This is a genomic window from Bacillus cereus group sp. BfR-BA-01441, from assembly GCF_022663075.1.
In the GTDB taxonomy this organism is placed as follows: Bacteria; Bacillota; Bacilli; order Bacillales; family Bacillaceae_G; genus Bacillus_A; species Bacillus_A cereus.
In genome coordinates, this window is the sequence record NZ_JAKUEU010000024.1 from 1 (window position 1) to 24,849 (window position 24,849).

The window sequence follows — 24,849 nt, forward strand, 5'->3', positions numbered from 1 at the left end:
TTTCACTAACTTGTTGAATTTCTGGCTGCTCATCCGTATCAAACTCATCCTGAATATCTCCAACAATTTCTTCCAAAATATCTTCAACAGTAACAAGTCCAGATGTCCCACCATATTCATCTATCAATATAGCAATATGTGTTCTTTCTTTTTGCATTTTTAAAAACAAATCATGAATTGGAATAGAATCGATAACTAAAATAATTGGTCTCATATATTGCTCTACTGTCTTCTTATTAACAGCTTTATGTTGTACAAACTCAGTAAAAATATCTTTAAAATTCACAAAACCTATTACGTGGTCTTTGTCGCCATCAACAACTGGATACCTTGTATATTTTTCGCGAGACATTTTTTGCAAAGCTTCTTCAGCAGGCATTTCTTTACTTATAATATTCATTTCAGTTCGAGGTACCATTATTTCTTTTGCAATCCGATCATCAAATTCAAAAATTTTATTTACATATTTATATTCAGATTGATTAATCTCACCATTTTTATAACTTTCTGAAACTAACAACCGTAATTCTTCTTCTGAATGAACCTCATCATGCCCCTTCGGCGGTTTCAGCCCTAGCAGCTTCGTAATGATTCGAGCTGAACCATTTAATAGCCAAATGAATGGGAATGCAATACGATAAAAGAAAATTAACGGCTTAGAAACAAGCAAACTCACTTGTTCAGATTTTTGAATTGCAAATGTTTTTGGGGCCAATTCCCCTATTACAACATGTAAAAAAGTAATTAACAAAAATACTAAAGTTACAGCAAAAATGTCTGCTAGTTGAGTAGAGATATTCCAATTTGCAAAAAGCGTATCAAACATTTGCTTTAACGCAGGTTTACCAAACCACCCAATTCCTAAAGCTGTAACAGTAATTCCTAACTGACAAGCAGATAAATATTCGTCTAAGTTTGTAATGACTGTTTTGACCGATGTTGCACGATTATTTCCTTCTGCAATTAAATAGTCAATTCGTGAACTTCTCACTTTAACAATTGCAAATTCTGCTGCAACGAAAAATGCCGTTAAGGCAATTAAAACAATCACTATACTTATACTATATATGTCCAAATACTTTTCCTTACTTACTTTGTAAGCAAGGAAGCCACCTCCTACTTAATTTTATTCAAGTGAAGTAAGCATTCTAATACTCTAACAAAATTCTACATTAGCAACCACCTTTTTATATATTATATGCATACATAAAAAAGATATTTATCATTATGATAATCTAATTCATTTACACTCGTCAAATTATTCTAAATGTTACGATAATACATTTTTATTTAAAAGAACTATTCTCCTCAACTCAATTTCGTGAAAAAACACTTTCTTTGCCGATTCCACACTTCTTTTGTCGCACTAGAAGGGAACTTACTTCATAGCTCGAAATCATTCAACAGGATATATATAGGAGGGATTATTTTGGAATATAAAACACCATTTATCGCAAAGAAATTAGGTGTTAGCCCAAAGGCTGTTGTCCGGATCGCGCAACAATTAAATCTTACGATAGAGAAAAACAAATATGGCCACTTTATTTTCACACAAGAGGATGTCGATCAAATGTTAGAACACCATCGATTTCAAATAGAGCAATCTCAAAATTCTCAATCTACTCAAAAGGCTTCCTCAAATGAAGTTGAGGAATTAAAAACTCAAGTTAATACAATTGTTCAAAACATATCATCGAATGATTTTGAGCAATTAGCTAATCAATTAAACACTATTACGAGAAGACTTGATCGAATGGAAGAACAAATGCAAGATAAGGCAAATGATGTCGTCACGTACCAACTTTTACAACACCGTCGTGAAATGGAGGAAATGTTAGAGCGAATTCAAAAGTTAGAAGCTGCCCTAACGAAAGAAGAACCCATTTATATTACTCCGGATTCAAAACCAACATATGAACGAGAAAAGAAACCGAAGCGCCGCAAAATGATTTTTAGTATATTTGGATTATAATTTTTAGACCCTTATTAAAATAATAAGGGTCTTTTTTAATGAAGAGTTATATCCTATACAAATATTATTCTCTTTATTATACATATTCACTTCGCTTTATTTCGTTAACATAATATTTTTACTGTATTCTGTAATTAATGCCTGTGCATGAGCATTCCCTTGAATCACATCACGAAATTCTTTTAAAGAATACAAATGCGTAACCCCTTTTCGAGCATGAATTCTTACTGGTACACCTTGTAAAGTATCATGAAACTGAAAAGGATTATCTATTGGTTCAATTGGAAAACCAAGTGTAAGTAAATACATATACATTCTTTTTGTTACTGCTGCAATGTACCATTCAGCTTTTGTTTCTAACGCATGTATAAATAAAATAGCTGTTAGCCTTTTGAAATGTCCTCTTCCACGAGACGTTTTCGAAATACTTAACTTGCCTATTTCATATACATTCTTCAAATCTTTTACTAAATCATTTTTAGAAAACGGATAGAAAAACTCAGAATTCGATTGTTCAGGTACCGTATACTTAATACATTCTACTGTACCAATAGGATGTTCATCTTCTATTAATAAAAATCGTGATGGATTTAAATTACGTTCTACGAACATTAAGTTTCTTTCTTCACAAAAATCTCCCCATAGTTGCTCGAACCCAAAATGTTCTTCCTTTGTTTGAACACGCTGGAACATATTTAACCGCCTTTCCCATCGCCGCTCTGTTTTTTGATAACGCTTTCACTATCTATCATATAAGAACAAATCTTCGTATGCAACTAAAAATATTTATGACTTATTATATTCTGCAAAATGAATTAGATTCCAATTTAATCGACTTTTATCCCGCGCTCACATTCCTTTTAATAACACATTTGTAGCACTTTTCAAATCTAAATTACACTACGTTTCTTTCCATACAGCATATAATTCTTCTTAATCTAAAGAAATCCTTTATGAAAAAGGATTTCTTTTACTTCTTAATGCTTTTTAGCCATTTTTCAAAAATTTGTACCATCCCATGTTTTCCAGCTAATTTCTCTTCCCCTTGTTTCGTCTTATATGGATATAACTGCAAGAAAACACCGCATCCAGATTCAATTTTTTTACTATGCATATGGCTTCCTGGATATACACAAATGACTTCATAAATTGACCTTCGATAATAGACTCGCTTTCCATCCTGTTCTTCTACATACTTTATAGACCAGTACTTATACATTTGCTCAGTTGCTTTCGTATTTCCGACGTGCTGAAAAATATTGTACATTGGACTATACTTCACTTCAATAATAATAGAAGATTTATATACGTATTTCCCATCTTCTTTTACATAACAGTCTAAGCGAATATCTGGCTTCTTCGTATCCTCACCATTGTAAAAATTACTACCTTTACTTAATGCAATAAGAGGATGTGTTTCAATTAAGTCATTAAATGCGACATGCACCTTTATATCATCTCGTTCTAAAACTACTGTCGTTCCATCTTGTAATCCATCTACATAAAAATGTTCTTGTATTTGTTCACGGATGGAGTTTCTAGCCTCAAAACCAATTTGCTCTAAAAGTGAAATAACGATAAAAAAAGCGTAATATTCATACACTAAAAACGTTGGCTTATAAACAAATAATAATGATGGAGATTGATCCGTATATTGCGGGAGTACTTCTAAATGATGTAGTAATTGTTGATGTGGTATCGATAAATCATGTAAGTTCATGTTACTTGTTTCAGTAACTTCCCTCCAAAATGAAGAGTGCATTAACATTTGAAAGTATTGTACATTTTCATGCACAATATGCGCCAATATTTTATATTCTTGTATTTTCATTGAGCTCTTTCGTAAATCGGCTTCTTTTAGTAAATGTATATTTTTATATTTTTGCTTCTCTCTATCGGTTACTGATCCATTACGCTCAATTGTTTGTATAATCGTTTTTACAGCTTGAAACTCTTCTGATTTTTTCTTTTTTTCTCTTTCTAATATTTCAATTGTTTGACGTAAAAAACTTTTAGCTTCAATTAAATAATGATAAAATTGCATCGCTTTATATTTAAGAAATGCATTTTCCTTACTATTTTTTTGTTCCATAAACTTACGATTATAATGTTTGGCATAAGGTTTTCGTTCTGCCACTATAGTTCCTTTTCTTGTTGGCTTTCGCTCTTTTCCTTCCCATTTATATTCATTTATAAATTTTGAGCTTGATTCTATTTTCTTAAAGATTTGCTTTATCATTTTCATTTTTTGCGGTAACTTTCTAAGTAACACTAAATAAGAAGAATCCTCAATATCGCTAAGTGCAGAGAAGGTTTTTTTATAGTAACCTCTATCCAAAATCAACTCATTTAAAATTGACTTCACATAGTCTTGAATCATTTCAAATTGATCATCAAAAAAGTTTTTCGGTACGATTTGAAATGCGCCATAATACGTTGTATCTTCTATACGCACTTCAAAATGGTATAGACCACAGCGCCATGGATAAAAGAATTCTGTTTTCCCGTGTTCATATATTAATACTCTTTGTTTTTTTTCATTTATTTCATATTGAGCCTCTTTTATATTTTTCTGTCCCTCATATACTTTATTCCATATAAAAGTAATATTCATTGGGATTTCATAATTGTACTGCAATCTTATTGGTTTTAATTCTTGTACTTTATAAATACATTGAACTAATGCTGTAGTAGATGTACAAAGACGATTTAATAAAATATAATCTCCTTTCCCCTCATTTCCAATGATTAACTTTAATACAAAAGGGAGCGTTTCATTCGTATCAACGATTTTTGTTTCATAACGCCCTTCATTTTGCATATCCATACAACTCCAGTTCTCTACGTTTTTCTCGTATATATGCTAAAGAGTGTTCAAATGTAGATACTCTGTTTGCAAGTGTAGATTGCAAAAGAGGTACTAAGGTCGCCCCCCTTTTTGCTTCTTCAGAAAGTAAAGGCCCAACCATCATTTCGGTCCCTCTGATTTTCGTCAATACACGCTGCTTTATTTGTAAATCAAACCCCTCTTCTCTACTAATCATATAGGTATGGTTATTTTGAAACGGTATGTTTTGCAAATAAGTCGCAATTGCATTTGCACATCGGAAAGAAATCCCCTTAGACGCGTCATGTGATGACAATACGACATGCAACTTATCTAATAGCTCTAATTCTTCTTCAGAAAACACTTCAATCATCGCTTTATTTCTCATCCAATTTATCCGAAATTCTCCCGCCGTTACTTTCAAAGGTGGATGTAATACGACTTTCCCCTGTTCCATGCCCATCTCACAAAACGGAATTTTCTGTAACGTTATTAGGTTCGTTCGGTCTAATAATCGATCAGAGAGCTCTTTCGTTGTTTCATCAAAATTTACAGTACCTACAAATATAATATTTTCTCCAATTTCAATTGTTGATGGAATTGAATTCTCTATGTCCTGTACACCCTCATACAAGTTTAAAATACGATTTTTTGTTTCAAGTTCAAGAACAGATAGAAACGGAGTAAACCAATGCTCAATATGAGACATGTTCATTTCATCAAAAACGATTATATACAGTTGATTTGGATTTTCTTTCGCCTTCATTAACGTCCTAACTAACTTCGCTTCAGATTCAATAAAAGTACCATTTGGATGAAGGTAACCAAGTAAATCATGTGGTTCTTGATACGATGGCGAAATTGGAATCCAAACCAACTCTTCCCCATACTGTAACCCTAATGCTTCTGCATAAGTTTGCACAAAACGTGATTTCCCAACGCCCGGTATACCACCAAGAATCGTTAACATATTTGTTTTTACACTTATATGGAAATTATAAATATCCGTTTCATCCAAATATAACCCTTTATTATGCACCATACTTTGTACATACTGTAAAAAGGACGATTCACGCTCATCCCATTCCCATTCATCTTTTTGTATTTTTATATCCTCTACTTCAACTAGCTTACCTTCTTCATGCATTCGTTTTTTTAATTGCTCATATACATAATCACTTACAAAATATAATTGATCTTCTACCGCTATTTCTACATACTTCGTCCAGTCACTGCAGTTTATATATTTACATTCACGTTTCTGTTCAAAATAGGCGATTGAGCTAATTGATGACTTTAGGGATATGTTTCCGTACAGTCTTCCATCGTGCCACAATAATTCGGGAGGCTCAAAGTCTTTCGGAAATTTTGGCATAAGAAATGATAAATAACCGTTGCTAAGTTTTCGCTCTAAAGATTCTCTTTTTTTATGATTTGTAACTTTAGGTGCCGGAATCATTTTATAGCTGCTTGCTATTTCTTTCGGTTCTTCTGTACATATTAACTCCACGTATACATTTCCTCTTTCATAATAAAGACGAAACATTACTAATTGCTTTTCTAATTTCCTCTTCTTTAATTCCGAAAAGATTTTTTCATTCTTTTTATTGCTACATAACCCTTCAAATACATATGGTTCATTTGTAAATTGTTCCTGTAAAGTGAATGGTATTGGCGATAAGCAGTGTACAAAGAAATTCTCTCCACTCTTCTCTTTCTCAGCTTTTGTAAATTTCCCTAAAAATCTCATATAGTACATTCGTTTTATAAAACTTGGCTGAAGAGCTTTATGTAATTTCACCTTAGTCACCTTCTTTTTTCATACTATTCTTAGTGTATGAAAGAAACGAAAAACTAGAAATAAAAAACCTGACGTTATCCGCCAGGTTCAAAATAAAAACTTATATTAATGAGAAGGAAATGCTTTTTTCTCTTGTAAAATTGCATTATGAGCAATTTTCATTTTCGCAAGTACGTAACGTAATCGATCTTCAGCGTTTTCATCTTTACTTATTTGTAATTCAGCCAAATTTTCAACAGAACTTGCTAAATTTTCAATGACTCCTCTTAGTTCAGGATGATGATTAAAAAAAGATTCTTGCACTAATACTTTCCTTAACTCACTAGCTAAATCAATTATTCTAGACAACTGTTCTTTTTCTTCCATTCTCATCCCTCCTGAATATCTTATGTAGTAAATATTCTCTAAACAAAGAAAAAAGCCCTTTAAATGAAAAGGACTTTTTACATTTTTATATTTCCAGTTAACAACATATATATTGATGTGATAGCCGCAACAATAATTGCCCACATCACATACTTCTCTGCACCTACAAAGCAACGGTTCCCTTGTTCTTTTCTTGCAAACGTGTAAACAATAATTCCAATTCCATACACAATTGAAACGAGTAGTAAATTCTTTAAACCAGCTGCATAAAGAAGCCATACAGAGTAAATAGAAGCAATTAAAGCTAACGCTCCGTTTTTTAATTTAGCGTCTTTTAGTTCGTTTGTAATGACTAATTTAAATTGGAATAACGCTGATAATAAATATGGTAATAAAATTGATGTTGATGCAATGAAATACATAATTTGATATGTTGATTCCGAAAACAAAACGATGATAAATATAATTTGGGCAACACCATTTGAAATCCATAATGCCATGTGCGGTGTTTGCTTCTTATTTGTTTTCGTAAAGACTTTCGGAAATACGCCATCTTTTCCTGCTACATGAGAAATTTCAGAAACAAGTAAAAACCAGCCAATTAATGTACCGACAAGTGAAGCAACTAATCCGATGTTAATCGCAACTGCACCCCATGGACCAACAACGTGCTCTAATACATGTCCCATGGACGGAGTTTCTAACACAGAAAGTTCGCCTCTTGTCATAGCTCCCATTGACAGGACAGAAATTAAAATATAAATGGACATTACTAAAATAAGTCCCAATACTGTTGCCTTACCAACATCTCGACTATTCTTCGCTCTTCCAGATAATACAACCGCTCCTTCAACTCCAATGAAAACCCAAAGTGTTACAAGCATTGTATTTTTCACTTGACCAAGTATAGCGGAAAGTGAGATCGTTCCTTCTCCCCAAAAATCATGTGTAAATGTGTCCCAGCGAAAGGCTGTTACCATTACAACAATAAATAAAACGATTGGAACTAACTTCCCTATTGTTGCGATCACATTCATAATAGAAGCTTCACGGATTCCAAATAAAATTAAAAAATGAAGTGTCCATAATAAAAGTGATGCCCCAACGATAGACGCAACATTATTTCCTCCTTTGAAAATTGGAAAGAAATAACCTAATGTACTAAACAGTAACATAATTGTTGCGACATTACCTAAGATTCCTGCTAGCCAATATCCCCAAGCACTATTAAATCCAATATATTCACCGAAACCAGCACGTGCATAACTATAAATTCCACCTTCAAGTTCCGGTTTTTGTCTTGCTAACGTTTGATATACGAGCGCAAGTGGAATCATTCCCATCGCTGTAATACACCAGCCAATTATTATTGCACCACTGTTTGCTCCTACTGCTAAATCATGCGGTAAACTAAAAACACCGCCACCAACCATTGTTCCAACTACTAATGCGATTAATGGAAAAAATCCTAACTTCTTTTCTATTTGTACCACCCCATCTGTCATTCTAGGTGTTATGTTCGTTCAACTATTAAAGTCACCTTTTTCTCTAATAGACGTTTCTCTTATATTTTTTCAGGAAAACATTACTTATTCTAAAAGAAAATGAGCAAAAATGGAATACTTTTTTGAAAAAATGTATAAGTATGCACAAAAAAACCGCTCATTTTGTAATGAACGGTCATTTCAAACATATAAATTTGTATATTTCTTGTAAATTTAACGAAGTAACTTCTCTTTTTGTAAAAATTGTTTTGCGACTTCTTCACTACTTTTACCATTTACGTTAACTTCATAATTCATTTTTCGCATTTCTTCATCTGTAATCTTTCCAGATAATTTATTTAATACCTTTTCAAGTTCAGGATATTTCTGTAACGTTTCTTTTCTTAATAATGGTGCTCCTTGATAAGGTGGGAATAACCCTTTATCATCTTTCAGCACTTTCAGTCCGTATTGCTCCAATTCACTATCTGTTGAATATGCATCAATTACGTTAACATCTCCAGATTCAATTGCGCTATAACGCAGCTTCGGCTCCATCGTTTTAACATTCGAGAACTTATAGTTATATAATTTTTGCATTCCTTTATAACCATCTTCACGATCAGCAAATTCCAATGTAAATCCTACTTTGGCTTCCTGTGCAACATTCCCTAAATCAGAAATTGTATTTATATTCTTTTGATCTGCTATTTTTTTCGGCATAGCTAGTGCATATGTATTGTTATACTCCATTGGCTTCAACATAATCATATTATATTTCTTTTCCATTCCAATGCGAGCCTGCTCATATACTTCATCACGATTTGTACTCTTTGGTTCTTCTTTCACGAAAGTAGATAAAGCTGTTCCTGAAAATTCTGGGTATATATCTACTTCCCCTGATTTCAACGCTTCAAATACAAATGCTGTTTTTCCAAGACCTGGTTTTAATTGTACGTGTAAATCTGTATCTTGTTCAATAAGCTGCTTATACATTTGAATTAAAATTTCAGGTTCTGATCCAAGTTTGCCCGCAATAACAATATCTTTCTTTTCTGTACTCCAAAGAAATGGAGAAGCAATCATTATACAAACAATACATATCGTCAATATAACACGCTTAGAAGAGCGTTTCGGTCGTTCAAGTATGCGAAGTACTATATCAAAGAATAAAGCGAGTAACGCGGCTGGTACGGCCCCTAAAATGATAAGTGCATGATCATTTCGATCTATACCTAATAGTATAAGCTTACCGAGCCCACCAGCACCAATGAGAGCTGCTAATGTAGCCGTTCCAACAATTAATACCATCGCTGTACGAATACCGGCCATAATGATAGGCAATGCAAGAGGAAGTTCTACCTTCCACAATCTTCTCCAACTATTCATCCCCATAGCTTTCGCGGCTTCTATTAGAGATTCATCTAATTCCCTTATTCCTGTATATGTATTTCGTAAAATAGGTAATAGTGCATACACAACTAATGCGATAATCGCTGGAAGTTTTCCGATTCCTACTAATGGAATTAATAGTCCGAGTAATGCAAGTGATGGCACTGTCTGCATTACTGCAGAAGTTCCTATTATAAATTCAGCCATTCGTTCTTTTCTTGTTAATAAGATGCCAAGTGGCACCGCTATAATTACTGCAAAAAATAATGAAATAAGCGATATTTGTAAATGCTCACTTAATGCAGTTAGTAATTCTATTTTTCGTTCTTGGAACGTTTGTATAAAATTAGTCACTGTTTAGCCTCTTTCCTTCATTTGTTCAACAATGTAATTGACAATATGACGACTTGTTAACGCTCCAATATATTGACCGTTTTTTTCAACTGGAACGACCTCCTCATCACGCACACGAATTAACGCTTCTTGTAAAGAAGAATGTAATGATAGCGCCTGCCCTTCTAATTGCACACTTTGATCAAGCGGCAATACATCTGCTATACTTTTCCCCTGATACCAAGTTCGTCCGCGATTTCCAATAAACTCCTCTACAAATTCATTTTTCGGATTATGTATAATTCCTTCTGGTGTATCTAGTTGAACAACTTTTCCTTCTTTCATAATACAAATGCGATCTCCAAGTGATAATGCTTCTTGCATATCATGTGTTACAAATACGATTGTTTTTTGAATCTTTTTTTGCAACTGTACAATATCCTTCTGAAGCTGTTCCCTACTTAATGGATCTAACGCACTAAATGGTTCATCCATAAGAACGATTTTCGGGTTTGCAGCTAATGCTCGCACGACACCGACACGTTGTTTTTGTCCTCCTGACAATTCATCAGGCATACGATTTCGATAAATATCCGGATCTAATCCAACCATATGTAACAATTCATCGACGCGTGCTTTAATTTCTTTTTTGCTCCATTGCCTCATTTCAGGAACAATTGCAATATTTTCAGCAATTGTCATATGAGGAAACAAAGCAATCTGTTGCAACACGTATCCTATATCCCAACGTAATTCGTTTATATTATATTGTTGAATATCTTTTCCATCGATTAAAAGCGATCCTTCAGTCGTTTCGATTAAACGATTAATCATCTTCATTGTCGTTGTTTTACCGCATCCACTCGGACCGATGAGAACAAAAAATTCTCCCTTTTTAATTTCTAAATGCAATGAATCCACTGCTTTCGTGCCATCTTCATACGATTTTGACACATGATTAAATTGAATCACAAATACAACTCCTTTAATGTTGTTTCCTTTATTTTGATGGAATATGGCATTCATTTCAAATGATACGCTTTTAAATTAAAAAAGAGCTCACATTTGAGCTCTAACGGTCGAACAATATTGTTTTCATAATAGCAGCATATTCGCGAACATACATTTTTCTCTTAGAACGAATTGGTGTTTCAGCAGCTAGTGCCTCCATCTTCATGCCTAAACGCTTTGCAATTATTTTCGTTCGATATAAATGATACGTATTACTTACAACTACTGCATGTTTCACATTATATAAATCCATACTAAACTTTAAGTTTTCATACGTATTTGTAGATTGATCTTCTATTAAAATACGACTCTCATCTATACCGTGTACCATTAAATAGTTTCTCATGCTGTGAGCTTCCGGTATATCTTCATCTTCTCCTTGACCACCTGAAACAATTACTTTCGCTTCAGGATGGGAAAATAAATACTCCACCGCTACATCCAAACGATTTTGAAGAGATAAAGACGGTCTATCTCCAAATAACTTTGCACCCAGTATAAGAACGTACGGAGAGTGATAGCTCAACTTTTCACGAGCAACTTTGTTCATTCTAAACGTCATATAAATGATGTATAGTGGCGGTAATAATAAAATGATAAGAAAGATCCATTTGTTCATAAATAAGTTTGCACTCCCTTTCTTTTTATTATACAGAAAAAGAAAGGGCGGCAGAAGTGTTTTTTAAACGATTGATTTATTAGAAACATTCGCCGCTACTTTACGTTGTGATAGTACATAATAAATAGCGATTCCTAATGAGAAGATCAATATGCAGCTTAATACGTAAAACGGAAGCATTACTCCGGCTTTAGATACACCCGCTGTAAACAGCATTAATAATACAATTCGTATTCCAGTACCAATTAGGCGAAATAAGCTGTCTACACGTCCCATTACTTCGTTTGGAATTTCCTCCATCATCAATACATTTCTCGCCACTCTTGTACCCGCATTTCCAACTGCATGAAAAATTGCAAGTCCATATAAGAAAATTACGGAAGGTTCAATAATCATTGCGGTAATTGAAATTACATAAATGAACATCGTCATAACGATTGAAACTTCTGTTTTTACATATTTCATTATGAGTGGAATACAGATTCCTGCAACAACCGCTCCGACACCGTACATCGTGCCCTCTATTGCGTATACAGAGGCATTGGCTTTAAGTATATCCGAAATATAAACTGGTATTAAATAATTTGCCATCATAACGCCTATAAACGGCATATAAGTGGCCAGTAAGAACCAAAAGAGCTTAGGACGTTTTTTCATAAAGTGAATTCCTTCAAACAATTGCTTCTTAAATGTTATTTTTCTTTTCACTTCTTTTTTCTTTACGTACGGTATACATAAGAAAAGAAAAAATGCTCCAGCAAAAGTTAACATGTCTACTAACAAAATCCACTTCAAAGATACAATTTCAATTAAGAAGCTCGCAGCCGCTCCAGAAATAACTTGTGTTAACTGTCCTTGTATTTCCATCGTTCCACTTAAACTTTTATAATGTTCTGCTTGAAATATCTCTTGGTTGAACGCAAATATTGTAGGATAAAACAATAAATAGTAGAATGATCCGGCTATATAAATAAGAATATAGTGAATAGAATGATAAGGTTGCCCAGCAAATCCCCATATAACCATTATTCCGATTACGGCTATTCCGATTCCTTCGTTACATAGCAATAAAGATTTTCTTGAAAAACGATCAATACTTTGCCCAATGAATGGTGTTAATAAAAACATAATGAGGGTTGCAATGATAGAAACATAACCAAATGTTGTCTCTCCTCCACTCTCTTTAATTAACAGCCAAGGAATCGTTATCATAACAATTCCGGAACCAATAGCAGATAGACTATTGGCTCCTAGAATGTAATACAAGCGAGAATCATGATAAAGTGAGGACATATCACTCCACTCCTAGTTGTTTTTTCACCTCTTTATATACGCTCATATATGCTTTTAATTCTTTAACTACATCATGAATTAATGGTTTTGCATCTTCCCCAAGTTCACCATCTTGCACATGTAATCCATCAAGCACAACTTGTTTTGGAATTGCATTTGCATAAACACCTCTAGCGACCGTTCGCATGCTGTTTAATGCATTTATTCCACCTTTACCGCCACCAGCAACCGCTAACAACGCAACTGGTTTATGAATAAATTCACTACTACTTAAGTAATCTAAAGAGTTTTTCAGCGCACCGCTCATCGCATTATGATATTCTGGTGTACATAATACAACCCCATCCGCAGCTTTCACTAACGTTTTTAATTTTTTTACTGCCTCTAAATCACGTTGTGACTCTTCTCCATTGTATAAAGGTAACTCCTCAATTGCTAAATCATATAATTCCCCTTCAAATTGATCCGCAATATATTTTGCCACCACACGAGTTCGACCAAATTTTCTTGGTGTACCGTTAATAACGACTAGTTTCATGATTATTTCTCCCCTTTGTTTTCAAGTTCTACTTATATATTATCAGAAATTTCTATACAAAACACAATATAAAGAGTTAACTTGTTTCATAAAATAGTATGATAAACAAAAAAGAACTCATACTTTCGTATGAGTTTTGTACAATTACTTTGTTTCATCTCTCATGCTCAATGTACCTAAACTTTCATTTGCTTCAAAATGATTATATGCTTTTTCCGCTAATCTTTTCCGTTCTTCTGGTAATTCTATATATTTCATTACGTTTTCAATTATTTTTTCGTACGGAGTAAACACAATTCCTGGCCACTCTACCTCATCTTCTGGATTACTATTTTCGGAAATAATAAATTTCTTATTTGCGACTGCATAAGACACGCGAGGTGTTTCAAGAATTCCTGATAAATAAAAATGAATATTTAATATAATTTTAGCTCTAGCAATCAATTCATTTCTAACAATTCCCCACGCATTATTTTTAAAAACTATATTTAAATTCGGGGCAATCGCTTTTAGATGATCAAAAATAGCTTGTCGCCTCGGATTAAGAGCACCAATAAACAGAATATCAATATCTTCAATAATCTCATCTTCAAACGCATCTTTTTTTATTTCCAAAGTTGGAGCGTAGTTCATTTCTACATGTTTTATTTCTTTTCCTACCCCTTTTTGTTTAAGCCATTCTATATTTTGTTTACTATAATCCCAAATCACTCTATCTTTTAATAATATTAAATAAAGGGGGTGCGCATATGGACTTCCTTCGTATAGCTGTTCTAAATTATAAACAATTGCATCTTTCGGAAGAAGGTTCGGGTTATATGCGTATGTATGTGCTCCAAAAACAACTGTATTCTTTACATTTTCCAGTATTGTTTCTGATATAATTACTGTATTTCCCTCCTGCTCCAACCTCCACTTTAAAGCTCGCGCAACATCTATGAAACTACCGTATGTCTTTGGGCATATAAAAAGACAATAATCATATTCTTTATTCAAATAAACTTCCATTAATCTTAAATTATTTTTATATAGATCTACATCCGGATGTTTAAGTACCAACTCATTTGCATGTTTTCTTGCTACTTTATATAATCCAGCATAATAAGCAGCTATGCATCTTCTTAATTCGATTCTTTCCCGGTCCTCATCTAATACATCCATGTTTAAAAGAAGATTTGCGATACAATACGCTTTTAAATGATCACGATCATAATAATAGTCTAGTAGTGGCATCAATTCTTCATACGTATTTCCATGCACCGATTCTCCTAGTTCAATCGCCCATCGTATTAATTCCATGATTACTCCACTACTCCTTTAATCGAAAATGTATTTAATAAAATTTCGCATTATTCTCTACTATATTTGCTATATGAAATGGAATCTTTTCTTTTATCGATTCCAAATACTTTTGCGACACCGCCCCTAAATGTTTTTTATGAGGTATATAGAAAGCACTAATAGAAATTTCATAGTCAAATAAGTAATCATACACATGATAATCTACAAATAGTAGATCATCCTTTGGAAAAGGAATTTCCTTCCCTTGCAGAGCATACATCAAAGCAATATTGTTTTGAGATCGTAATCGATACAACCTTGCAAGTTGGTATAATGGTTCAGCCCGGGTTGGTCTATATTCCCAAGCTTTTTGAAAATAAAAAACAGCTAACGCTAAATATTGCTCTTCTTGCCCTTTAACAGTTTCTTTTTCATCAGCATCTGTCACTTCATTTTGTTTATTTGCTGAACGATTTGCTAACTGCTCATAACAAAATCCTATTCGCAATAACGAATAGAATACCTCTTCAACCCATCCTCCTGCTTCCACACGTTTTTTATACCATTTAATTGAATTCTCAAATTGACTTAAATGAAAATAAGTCTGAGCTAAATAAAATAAATATCTTATATGCAAATCTGGCGTTGTTTCTGGGTCGTTTATTCCCTGTAACAACAACCTCTCATCTCTTTCAAATTTATCAGCTTTGCTCCCGCCATCTCCGGGATCATTCACGACAAGAGTCTCTAACCGAGCTACCCTCGTATTGTAATTCGCTCCAACTTTTGAACGATCTATATCCCAATACTCATGAGTAACACCGACAGATTTCCATGGTAAAGAAGCTTTTAAAAGACGTGTAAGCCAATATTTAATATGAACATCATATTGTAATGTAAGATAATGATCTTCCGTTAAGCTCGTTTTATCGAAATTCGGATCAACCTCTAAAATCATATCCGCATCTAATATTAATAAATAATCTGCTTCTGGGTATGTTTTTTGCGCTAACGAAACAGCTAAGCTTCTGTTATAACCAAAGTTTTTAAACGGCTCATGATGAACCGTCCCAGGTATCTCATTTTCCTTACACCAATTTTCAATAATTTCAGGCGTATTATCCGTCGATCCAGTATCACAAATAGAAACAAAGTCTACAATTGATTTTGTTGCATTTAAACATCTTTCCATAATTCTAGACTCATTTTTAACGATCATACAAAGACATAACTTTTTTTCTTCCTTTACAGACTTCACTTGCTCATTTCCCATTTAACCACCTCATATTTTATTAACACGCTCTTCTCATATGTAACAACATTTCTTAGCTATACTGATGACATAAGCACCCTTTTACTATTTATGAAAACTTCATTTTATTTATTCTTACTTTTATGTTGGGACATATTTCATGCTTCGCTTTATATTTGATACAATCAATACAAAAAACATAATACGGGAATCCGTACATTTCAAAGTCTAAGAGGAGGTTATATTTTGTTGGATTACATTTGGCTAGATGACAAATCACCAATTTTAGAACAACTACCAAGAAACTTTAAATCTGCAGCTATATTGCTACATCCTTTTATCCAAATGCCTTTAGGATGGGAAAAGTCTGTGAGAAAAAGACCATATGAGCACATCTATCCTAGCGCTGAAGAAATCATTTATAATGGGAAATCCGTTTCTTGGAAGGAAATGATGTCTTGTAGTGGATTACATTCATACGCAGACCTAGCAATGGCCATGTTGACTTCCATTAGTGCCCTTTCAGAAGAATATAAAAGAGAGGATTTAGCTGAAAAGCTACATTCAAACTTAAAAAAAGATCTTTATTATCCAACAGAAGATTATACGTCTATATTTTTATTACACAAATTACTTAAACTCCTCGGTTCTAAAGGTGCAAAAAATCTATATTTCTCTGAACCAATTCTTGATACAAACGGATTATTACAGGTAAATAATACTACTCCATTAGATATTTGGGACATTAGCAATAATGAGTTAATTATTACTGGCGAAGATAATGAGTATGCGTTTATGAGTATATACGATTCCTTTACAACCTTATTATTAGCTAAAGAAGAAAATATAGAATATATTGTTCATTCAATGAACGTTGAAGCTATCATTTGTGACAAAAAAACGATGATTGATTGGTATTTTTAAATTAGTAATTTCTTAAACTATAAAAAAGAAACTTGCGCTTATACACAAGTTTCTTTTTAAAAACATCCTTATTTTTTCACAACTTCATGTCCACCGAACTGATTACGTAATGCTGAAACTACTTTTCCATGGAATGTATCATCTTCCTGAGAACGATAGCGCATAAATAATGACATAGCGATAACTGGTGCTGCAGCTTGAAGTTCAAGTGCAGTTTCAACAGTCCATTTTCCTTCTCCTGAAGAGTTCATTACACCTTTAATGCCATCTAGTTTCGGATCTTCTGCAAATGCTTTTTCAGTTAAGTCCATTAACCAACCACGGATAACTGATCCGTTAGCCCATACTTTTGCAACATCTTCATAATTGAAATCAAAGTCACTCTTATCTAGTACTTCAAATCCTTCAGCGATTGCTTGCATCATGCCGTACTCAATACCGTTATGAACCATTTTCAAGAAATGACCACTACCAACACGGCCAGCATAAGAATAGCCATTTTCTACTGCTAAATCTTTAAATAAAGGTTCTAATTGGTCGTAAATTTCTTTTTCTCCACCAACCATTAAGCAAGCACCGTATCTAGCTCCTTCTACACCGCCTGATGTACCGATATCTACATAATGTAATCCGAAGCTTTTTGCTTCTTCAGCACGGCGTAACGTATCTTTATAGAATGAATTTCCGCCTTCAATAACGATATCACCTTCATCTAATAATGGATATACATCTTTTAGTACTGACTCTACAACTTCTCCTGCAGGCACCATTACCCAAATTGTACGAGGAGCTTCTAGTTCAGCAATCATTTCTTTTAATGTATGACGTGCAGTAATTCCTAGTTTTCCTGCCTTTTCAACAAGCTCTTTATTTACATCGTATACAACTACTTCATGCTTGTCTTCATATAAGTGTTCAGCTAATGGAAATCCCATTTTTCCTAATCCAATTAAACCTAGTTTCATATTAATCAATCTCCTATTCTATACAAATATATTTAATATCGAAATTAGCCCAAGTGCTACTACAGATAATATAGTCTCCATTGCAGTCCATGTTAATAATGTTTCTTTCACAGTCATTCCGAAATACTCTTTAATCATCCAAAATCCTGAATCATTCACGTGTGATAAAATTAATGACCCTGCACCAGTTGCAAGTGCTAATAATTCAACATTTACACCTGGTGTGCTTGCTGCAATCGGCGCAACAATACCAGCTGCTGTCATCATAGAAACAGTTGCCGATCCAGTTGCAATTCGGATTAGTGCCGCAATTCCCCACCCTAATAATATCGGTGAAATATGTGATTCTTTCGCCATATCTGCAATTGTCGTTCCAATTCCAGAATCTAATAATACTTTATTAAATGCGCCGCCTGCACCAATCACTAACAATATGTTTGCAATAGGTCCAAGGCAATCATTTGTAAATTGTAACACTTTATCTTTTGAGAAACCTTTTGCATATCCAAGACTAAAGAAAGAGTAAATGGTTGCAATTAATAAAGCCACAATCGGATCTCCAATAAAGTGTAATACTTGTGCTAGTTGACTCGTTTTATTTAATGCAACTTCTGCTATTGATGCACCAAGCATAAGAAATACTGGAAGTAAAATTGTAAACAATGTATTCCAAAAGCTAGGAAGCTCTTTTTTATTATCTTTCTCAACAAATTGCTCCGCTATATCTAATGGTACTTCCTTATGTATACGAGCACCAATCCATTTCCCGTAAAGTGGACCTGAAATAATTGCAGTTGGAAGTCCGACAATTAACGCATATAAAATTGTCTTCCCTACATCTGCTTTAAAAATACCAACTGCCGCCATTGCCGCTGGATGCGGTGGAACAAGTCCGTGTACGACTGACAGTCCTGCTACTAGCGGAATACCAATTGTAATAAGTGATACCCCAGTTTCTAACGCAATTGTAAATACTAACGGAATTAATAGTACAAATCCAACTTGGAAAAATACCGGAATCCCTACTAAAAATGCAACGAACATCATCGCCCAGTGAACTCGTTTCTTCCCAAAACGATTAATTAATGTGTTAGCGATACGTTCAGCACCACCAGATTCGGCCATCATTTTTCCAAGCATCGTTCCTAGTGCTAAAACTATCGCTAAAAACCCTAACGTATTACCAAGCCCTAGTTTAATAGAATCAATAATCCCTGGATCTTTTGGTGAAGTTCCAATTAAAGGCATTCCCATTGCTAATCCTACACCAATTGCTGTTAAAATTAATGCGACAAATGGATGCCATTTTACTACCGTAATAAGTAAAAGTAGTATGACAACTGCCGCTAGTACGATCCCAACTACCATTTCTCCCAATCCCCCTATTGTTTACGTTGGAAAGCAGCTATACAATCAAATTCTTCTTTCAAGCGATTGTAAAGTCGTTCATACATATAAAACATTTCTAAATATATAGCCGTATTTTCTTTATTCGGTACATGGTGATGGACAATATCAATCCAATCCTTTACCTCTTCAAGAGAATCAATTTTTCCTACAGCATATAAAGCAACTGCCGCTGCCCCAAGCGCAGATGCTTCATGACTTTCAGGTACAAGCAATTCTTTTCCCATCATATCGGACAACATTTGTCTCCAAAATGCAGATTTTGCAAACCCTCCTGAAACTCGTATTTCAGTAAGTGGCCCTGTACAATCCCTGATTGCGAGTGCTACTGAATATACACTCATACAAACACCTTCCATCACTGCACGTATAAAATGTTCTCGCTTATGTTGAAGATTGATTCCAAAGAATGTACCACGAGCATTTGCATTCCAGTAAGGTGCGCGTTCTCCAGATAAGAAAGGTAAGAACAATAGCCCATCCGCTCCAGCTGGTACGCTTTCTGCATATTTAATTAATAAATCATAAGGATCAATGCCGAGCTTTCTTGCTACTTCTTGCTCTGGACTACCAAATTCATCACGTAACCATCTCAGTAATATTCCGCCGTTATTCGTTGGACCACCGATTACCCAGTGCTCATCTGTTAATGCGTAACAAAACGTTCTCCCTTTCTCATCTGTATTTATATTTGATGAGATTGTTCGAACCGCACCACTCGTTCCAATCGTAATTGCAGCCGCACCCGGTGATATCGCACCAACTCCTACATTTGCAAGAACCCCATCACTTGCTCCGATGACAATTGGTGTTTCTGCACTTATCCCCATCTTCTGTGCTAACTCTGGCTTCATACCTGATAAAATATATGTAGTTGGTACAGGGGTTGATAATTGTTCTGGTGACATATGTAACATAGTTAAAACATCTTCATCCCAGTTTAATGTTTCTAAATTAAATAACCCTGTAGCAGAAGCAATCGAATAATCAACTACGTAGCGTGAAAATAATTGGTAAATCACATACTCTTTAATGGAAATGAATTTATAGGCACTTGTATATAACTCTGGTTCCTCTTCTTTCATCCATAACAATTTAGAAAGTGGTGACATCGGATGAATCGGTGTACCTGTACGTCTATAAATTTCATGCCCATTCATTTGTTGTAATAATTTTTCTGATTGCTTCGTACTTCGATTATCTGCCCAAATGATAGAACGCGTTAATGGCGCACCATTTTCATCTACTGCAATTAATGCGTGCATAGCTGTACTAATACCGATTGAAGAAATATCTTCTGGTAATACATTACCTTTTTCAATGGCAACGCTTACACTTTTGTATACAGCGGCACATATTACATCAGGATCTTGCTCAGCCCATCCTACATTCGGTTGAATAATTGGGTAATCGATTGCATGTGATGCAATGACTTTTCCTTTTTCTGTGAACACAACCGTTTTTGTACTTGTGGTACCGATATCAATCCCGATTACTCTCCCCCTTGTTTCCATGCGAATCTTCCCTTCATTACTAGCAAAATACGATTTAGTAAACCGTTTACATGAATTAGTATATAAAATATTTTTTCATTTATCAAGTTATAAAAAGAAAATTTTTTTCATACCAAAAATAAATCCCCTCATTCCATTTCACTTATATACTAAATTTAGCTTTTCCATGCGGTAAAATTACGTTATATTCGTTACGCAATACACTCTTTCCTCTCATTAACAACACATACATAATCCTCCATACGTTCTACTTATTTGCTTGAAGAAAAAGTTGAAAAGCAATATTCATTTTTAGCGGTCACGTAACATCACCATCAAGCCAAGAAAAGTAACTAACCGCAGAATGAGAATTCTGTGCATTTTACTCATATTTATTGTTTTAGGTTCACTAGTCTTTTATCTTGATAAACATAGAGCGTGGCCCCCTACTATCACTTTTTTATCTTGTAAATATATCTTGCATACTATAAAACCGAAAAGTATTTTTATTTTTCAGAAAAATAAAAACAATAACACGAAATTTATTGTATAATGTTGTAAAAAGATGTCGGAGGGATTTAATGTTAAATAAAATATCTCAATTCACAATTAAGCTTTCATCAATTCTTTTATCACTCTTACTATTATTAAATTTACCTTATTTATTTATCACTCAACAAGGATTTACCTTTCAACCAATTTATTTTTTTAATCAGACCGTTACTATGTTAAAACAAGTTTTTTCCCCTGAATCATTAGTGATTATAGGATCAGACCCGAAGTTTGGCCATTTCAAAAAAACACCATTATTTCCAACTGTTTTAGAACCTTACCTATATTCATTTACTATATTATTTTTAGCCTTTTTTCTTGCTCTCTTTTTATCATCTAGCATGGCATTTTTTTATTTTTTAGCAAAAGATTATATAAAAAAATGGATAAACCGAATTGTGTTCATATTAGAAGCTGTCCCTGATATGATGATGATGATCTGTTTGCAAATATTTTTCATATGGGTACTTCAGAAATTTGGGGAATCTCCTGTCACTATTATTTCCTTTAATGAAAATCGAGCTTATTTACTCCCTATTTTATCATTAGCTGTCTTACCTACATTACAAATGTTTCGGATGATGGTGTTATACATAAAAGAAGAGCAAGGAAAACATTACGTAGAGGTTGCATATGGAAAAGGCCTTTCATCAAGTTATATACTATGCATTCATTTATTCAAAAATATATCTATCCACTTCTTCCACCATTTAAAAACGATTTTTGTTTTCTTACTTTCTAATTTATTCATTTTAGAATTTGTTTTTAATATGGAAGGCATTATTCAATTTTTATTTAATAAGGCGTTTGTTTCACCTCCAGCTGCATTTATCATACTTGTTATGATTATTTTACCATTTTATGCTATTTTCCAAATAGTCTCATTCATGATGAATAGATGGAAAAAGCAATTGAAAGGAGTATCATTATGAAATCTATTTGGAAATCAAAACGCTTTTTAATCGGCTTTACTTATCTATTCATACTTATTTCAGCTAGTTTTATTTATAGTTGGTTCTTTAAAGATAACATCCCAAAACCTCCTCAGTTACTTTACAATGACAATAACGAATTACTTGGAAAGGCCCCCTTTCCGCCATCGTTAATTCCACCTTTTGGATCTGATCGTTTTGGAGAGTCTGTTTTCTTACAAATTGTAGAAGGAGCAAAATTCACTATTTTATTAGCCATGGCAATTAGCTTCTTTCGAATTTTATGCGGAACATGTATAGGAATCCTCTTAAGTTTATTTGCTCCAAAACTCAAGAGATTTTTCCAGTCATGCTCAGAAGTTTTTTATTACATTCCAACTCTATTTATCGCATTCATACTCATCACGCCCGTTAATATTATAATCACATCAAATGCTGATGGGGTAGATCCAAATATTTCATTTACGTTTTATCAAGTACTCGTACTTATTTTCGTCGCTCTGCCTACACTTTCTTTATACATATCCTCAGAGGTTGATGAATTTATGAAACAAGATTACATCTTAAGTTCACAATTACTGGGGGCTAGTCGTTTTCATATTATAAAAAAACACTTACGAGTCTTATTACTTGACCGCTTATTTGTATTATTTATGGAACATATCGTCCAAACACTCATACTCGTTATCCATTTAGCGTTGCTTAACATTGTAATTGGCGGCATACAAATGCGTGAACTCTATGACGGAGTGCCCAAACCTGTTTCTCTATCTAATGATTGGGCAGGTCTTATTGGATTAAATCGTAATGAAATGAATCTTTCATGGTGGATTATTTTTTATACTCTCGCTTCATTCTTTATTACGATTCTATTTATTAAGCTTATGACCATCGGGATTCAAGATGCACTGAAAGCAAGAGATTCGCAAATTGTAGCAATTCAAAACGTTCCAGATCATAAAAAATTTGTTAAACATAAAGATTCCTTTTCGTTTGCAAATAAAGTAAACCTTTAATCATTTCTCATTAATGAAGTATTAATTGGCATCGATATTAGTAGAAAATAAAGAAGATGATCCCTATTAAATACAGGGATCATCTTCTTATGCTGTCTAACTTTTTTACATGTCCTTTGCTAGACTCATGTTTTTTATATTTAAAGTGAATTATTTGCAATCACAATTATGTTTTTTAAAATCAATTACCATACGCCCTTGAATTCTACCTTGTTCCATTTCTTCGAATACATTTTGTACTTTATCTAGCGAACAAGTTTGAACAACCGGCACTACTTTTCCTTCTGCCCCAAACATAAACGCCTCTTCCAAATCTTTACGAGTACCAACTAGAGAACCAACTACTTCAATTCCATCCAGTACAAGTCGTGGGATGTTTAAGTCCATTGTTTCTACTGGTAGCCCTACTGCAACTACTTTACCGCAAGCACGTACTGCATCAACTGCTGAGTTAAAGGCTACTTTAGAGACTGCTGTTACTACCGCAGCATAAGCGCCACCAAACTTCTCTTGCACAATTTTATCAGCAGGACCTTGAGAAATTGGATTGATAGTCATATCAGCACCAACTTCTTTCGCTAAGGCTAATTTATCGTCATTAATGTCTACTGCGATTACCTTTGCACCAAATACATTTTTAGCATATTGGATAGCTAAGTTACCTAATCCACCGCAGCCATAGATTACAATAGGTTGACTAGGTTTAATATCTGATACTTTAATAGCTTTATATGTAGTTACACCAGCACAAGTAATTGATGATGCTTGAGCAGGATCTAATCCTTCTGGTACTTTTACCGCATAATCAGCTGTAACGATACATTGTTCAGCCATACCACCATCCACTGAATAACCAGCGTTTTTAACTTCACGGCAAAATGTTTCTCTACCAGTTACGCAATATTCACAACGTCCACAAGATTGGAACATCCATGCAATACTTACACGGTCACCTATCTTTAGTGAAGTAACATCATCAGCTATTTTCGTAACAATACCTACACCCTCATGACCAAGAATACGGCCATCAGTGTTACCAAAATCATGATTCGCAACGTGTAAATCAGTGTGGCAAACTCCACAATACTCTACATCTACTAACGCTTCACCTGAGTGTAACGGACGTAATTCTTTTTCAATCACTTCGATGTTTGCTTTGCTGTTTTTATTAACCACTACTGCTTTCATATGTGATCTCCCCTTTAGTGTTTTAGCATTTTAATGAGTTTATCTCACAACTACTTTCTTCACTACTTTGGCTAGTTATTGTACCAAATTTAAGTGTTCAATCATCATTACATCTTCATCATAACATGACACTTCATAAACAATTTGTGAAATTATGAACAATATTTGAATTATTACATAAATCGGTCTTTATTTTAAATTTT

The 24,849-nt window shown here is 33.9% G+C and carries 21 protein-coding genes; 4 read left to right on the plus strand and 17 right to left on the minus strand.

Features of this window, described 5'->3' with window-relative positions; all coding sequences use genetic code 11:
• A partial coding sequence (locus MR107_RS12355; RefSeq protein ID WP_242292405.1) for a hemolysin family protein occupies positions 1-1,075 on the minus strand: 1,075 nt, incomplete at its 3' end.
• A gap of 354 nt (positions 1,076-1,429) precedes the next feature.
• Between MR107_RS12355 and racA the strand changes: the two genes are divergently transcribed.
• Positions 1,430-1,972: a chromosome-anchoring protein RacA gene (gene racA, locus MR107_RS12360; protein ID WP_000456023.1), complete on the plus strand. Its 543-nt coding sequence runs from the start codon at positions 1,430-1,432 to the stop codon at positions 1,970-1,972.
• A gap of 96 nt (positions 1,973-2,068) precedes the next feature.
• Here racA and MR107_RS12365 read toward each other — a convergent pair whose 3' ends face one another.
• The 12 genes from MR107_RS12365 to MR107_RS12420 all read right to left on the minus strand — a co-directional run bounded on the left by MR107_RS12365 (position 2,069) and on the right by MR107_RS12420 (position 16,190).
• Positions 2,069-2,665 carry a hypothetical protein gene (locus tag MR107_RS12365; RefSeq protein WP_000487796.1) on the minus strand — a complete coding sequence of 199 codons (597 nt, stop codon included), beginning with the start codon at positions 2,663-2,665 and terminating at the stop codon, positions 2,069-2,071.
• A gap of 277 nt (positions 2,666-2,942) precedes the next feature.
• Positions 2,943-4,793 (minus strand): hypothetical protein, encoded by a 1,851-nt coding sequence (locus MR107_RS12370; protein ID WP_001178731.1) that lies wholly within the window; start codon positions 4,791-4,793, stop codon positions 2,943-2,945.
• Positions 4,783-6,600, minus strand: coding sequence for an AAA family ATPase (locus tag MR107_RS12375; RefSeq protein ID WP_000766187.1), 1,818 nt, complete (start codon positions 6,598-6,600; stop codon positions 4,783-4,785). Before MR107_RS12375 ends, MR107_RS12370 begins: the two co-directional genes overlap by 11 nt.
• 105 nt (positions 6,601-6,705) lie before the next feature.
• Positions 6,706-6,966 (minus strand): hypothetical protein, encoded by a 261-nt coding sequence (locus tag MR107_RS12380; protein ID WP_000391445.1) that lies wholly within the window; start codon positions 6,964-6,966, stop codon positions 6,706-6,708.
• 77 nt (positions 6,967-7,043) lie between these two features.
• Complete coding sequence (locus tag MR107_RS12385) at positions 7,044-8,471, minus strand: basic amino acid/polyamine antiporter (protein WP_000129444.1); 1,428 nt, start codon at positions 8,469-8,471, stop codon at positions 7,044-7,046.
• A gap of 213 nt (positions 8,472-8,684) precedes the next feature.
• On the minus strand, positions 8,685-10,196 hold the full coding sequence (locus tag MR107_RS12390; RefSeq protein ID WP_000181014.1) for an ABC transporter permease/substrate-binding protein: 1,512 nt from the start codon (positions 10,194-10,196) through the stop codon (positions 8,685-8,687).
• Between the two features lie 3 nt (positions 10,197-10,199).
• A complete protein-coding gene (locus MR107_RS12395) occupies positions 10,200-11,147 on the minus strand; it encodes an ABC transporter ATP-binding protein (RefSeq protein WP_226368535.1) in 948 nt (315 codons plus the stop codon).
• A gap of 100 nt (positions 11,148-11,247) precedes the next feature.
• The gene (locus MR107_RS12400; RefSeq protein ID WP_001045715.1) at positions 11,248-11,805 is read right to left on the minus strand and encodes a YdcF family protein; all 558 of its coding nucleotides are present in this window, start codon (positions 11,803-11,805) and stop codon (positions 11,248-11,250) included.
• 63 nt (positions 11,806-11,868) lie between these two features.
• The gene (locus tag MR107_RS12405) at positions 11,869-13,098 is read right to left on the minus strand and encodes an MFS transporter (RefSeq protein WP_000097165.1); all 1,230 of its coding nucleotides are present in this window, start codon (positions 13,096-13,098) and stop codon (positions 11,869-11,871) included.
• Between the two features lies 1 nt (position 13,099).
• On the minus strand, positions 13,100-13,636 hold the full coding sequence (locus MR107_RS12410) for an NADPH-dependent FMN reductase (protein ID WP_000780355.1): 537 nt from the start codon (positions 13,634-13,636) through the stop codon (positions 13,100-13,102).
• A 144-nt stretch (positions 13,637-13,780) separates the two neighbouring features.
• The gene (locus MR107_RS12415) at positions 13,781-14,935 is read right to left on the minus strand and encodes a CgeB family protein (protein WP_000420431.1); all 1,155 of its coding nucleotides are present in this window, start codon (positions 14,933-14,935) and stop codon (positions 13,781-13,783) included.
• Between the two features lie 34 nt (positions 14,936-14,969).
• Positions 14,970-16,190 carry a glycosyltransferase gene (locus MR107_RS12420; protein WP_000526219.1) on the minus strand — a complete coding sequence of 407 codons (1,221 nt, stop codon included), beginning with the start codon at positions 16,188-16,190 and terminating at the stop codon, positions 14,970-14,972.
• 225 nt (positions 16,191-16,415) lie between these two features.
• On the opposite strand from MR107_RS12420, the gene MR107_RS12425 reads away from it, so the two are divergent.
• Positions 16,416-17,093 (plus strand): DUF2711 domain-containing protein, encoded by a 678-nt coding sequence (locus tag MR107_RS12425; protein WP_000888154.1) that lies wholly within the window; start codon positions 16,416-16,418, stop codon positions 17,091-17,093.
• Between the two features lie 68 nt (positions 17,094-17,161).
• Here the strand turns inward: MR107_RS12425 and gnd are convergent, their stop codons facing one another.
• From gnd to gntK, 3 genes are read right to left on the minus strand one after another with little or no spacing between them, the layout of a single operon-like run.
• A complete protein-coding gene (gene gnd, locus MR107_RS12430; RefSeq protein ID WP_000765995.1) occupies positions 17,162-18,058 on the minus strand; it encodes a phosphogluconate dehydrogenase (NAD(+)-dependent, decarboxylating) in 897 nt (298 codons plus the stop codon).
• Positions 18,059-18,076: 18 nt separating this feature from the next.
• The gene (locus tag MR107_RS12435; RefSeq protein ID WP_000260208.1) at positions 18,077-19,426 is read right to left on the minus strand and encodes a GntP family permease; all 1,350 of its coding nucleotides are present in this window, start codon (positions 19,424-19,426) and stop codon (positions 18,077-18,079) included.
• A 14-nt stretch (positions 19,427-19,440) separates the two neighbouring features.
• Positions 19,441-20,979 carry a gluconokinase gene (gene gntK, locus MR107_RS12440; protein ID WP_000449999.1) on the minus strand — a complete coding sequence of 513 codons (1,539 nt, stop codon included), beginning with the start codon at positions 20,977-20,979 and terminating at the stop codon, positions 19,441-19,443.
• Positions 20,980-21,539: 560 nt separating this feature from the next.
• On the opposite strand from gntK, the gene MR107_RS12445 reads away from it, so the two are divergent.
• Positions 21,540-22,442, plus strand: coding sequence for an ABC transporter permease subunit (locus tag MR107_RS12445; protein ID WP_000932683.1), 903 nt, complete (start codon positions 21,540-21,542; stop codon positions 22,440-22,442).
• Positions 22,439-23,458: an ABC transporter permease gene (locus MR107_RS12450; protein ID WP_000836566.1), complete on the plus strand. Its 1,020-nt coding sequence runs from the start codon at positions 22,439-22,441 to the stop codon at positions 23,456-23,458. Before MR107_RS12445 ends, MR107_RS12450 begins: the two co-directional genes overlap by 4 nt.
• Positions 23,459-23,608: 150 nt before the next feature.
• Here MR107_RS12450 and adhP read toward each other — a convergent pair whose 3' ends face one another.
• Positions 23,609-24,646 (minus strand): alcohol dehydrogenase AdhP, encoded by a 1,038-nt coding sequence (gene adhP, locus MR107_RS12455; RefSeq protein ID WP_000649120.1) that lies wholly within the window; start codon positions 24,644-24,646, stop codon positions 23,609-23,611.
• Positions 24,647-24,849 lie beyond the last annotated feature (203 nt).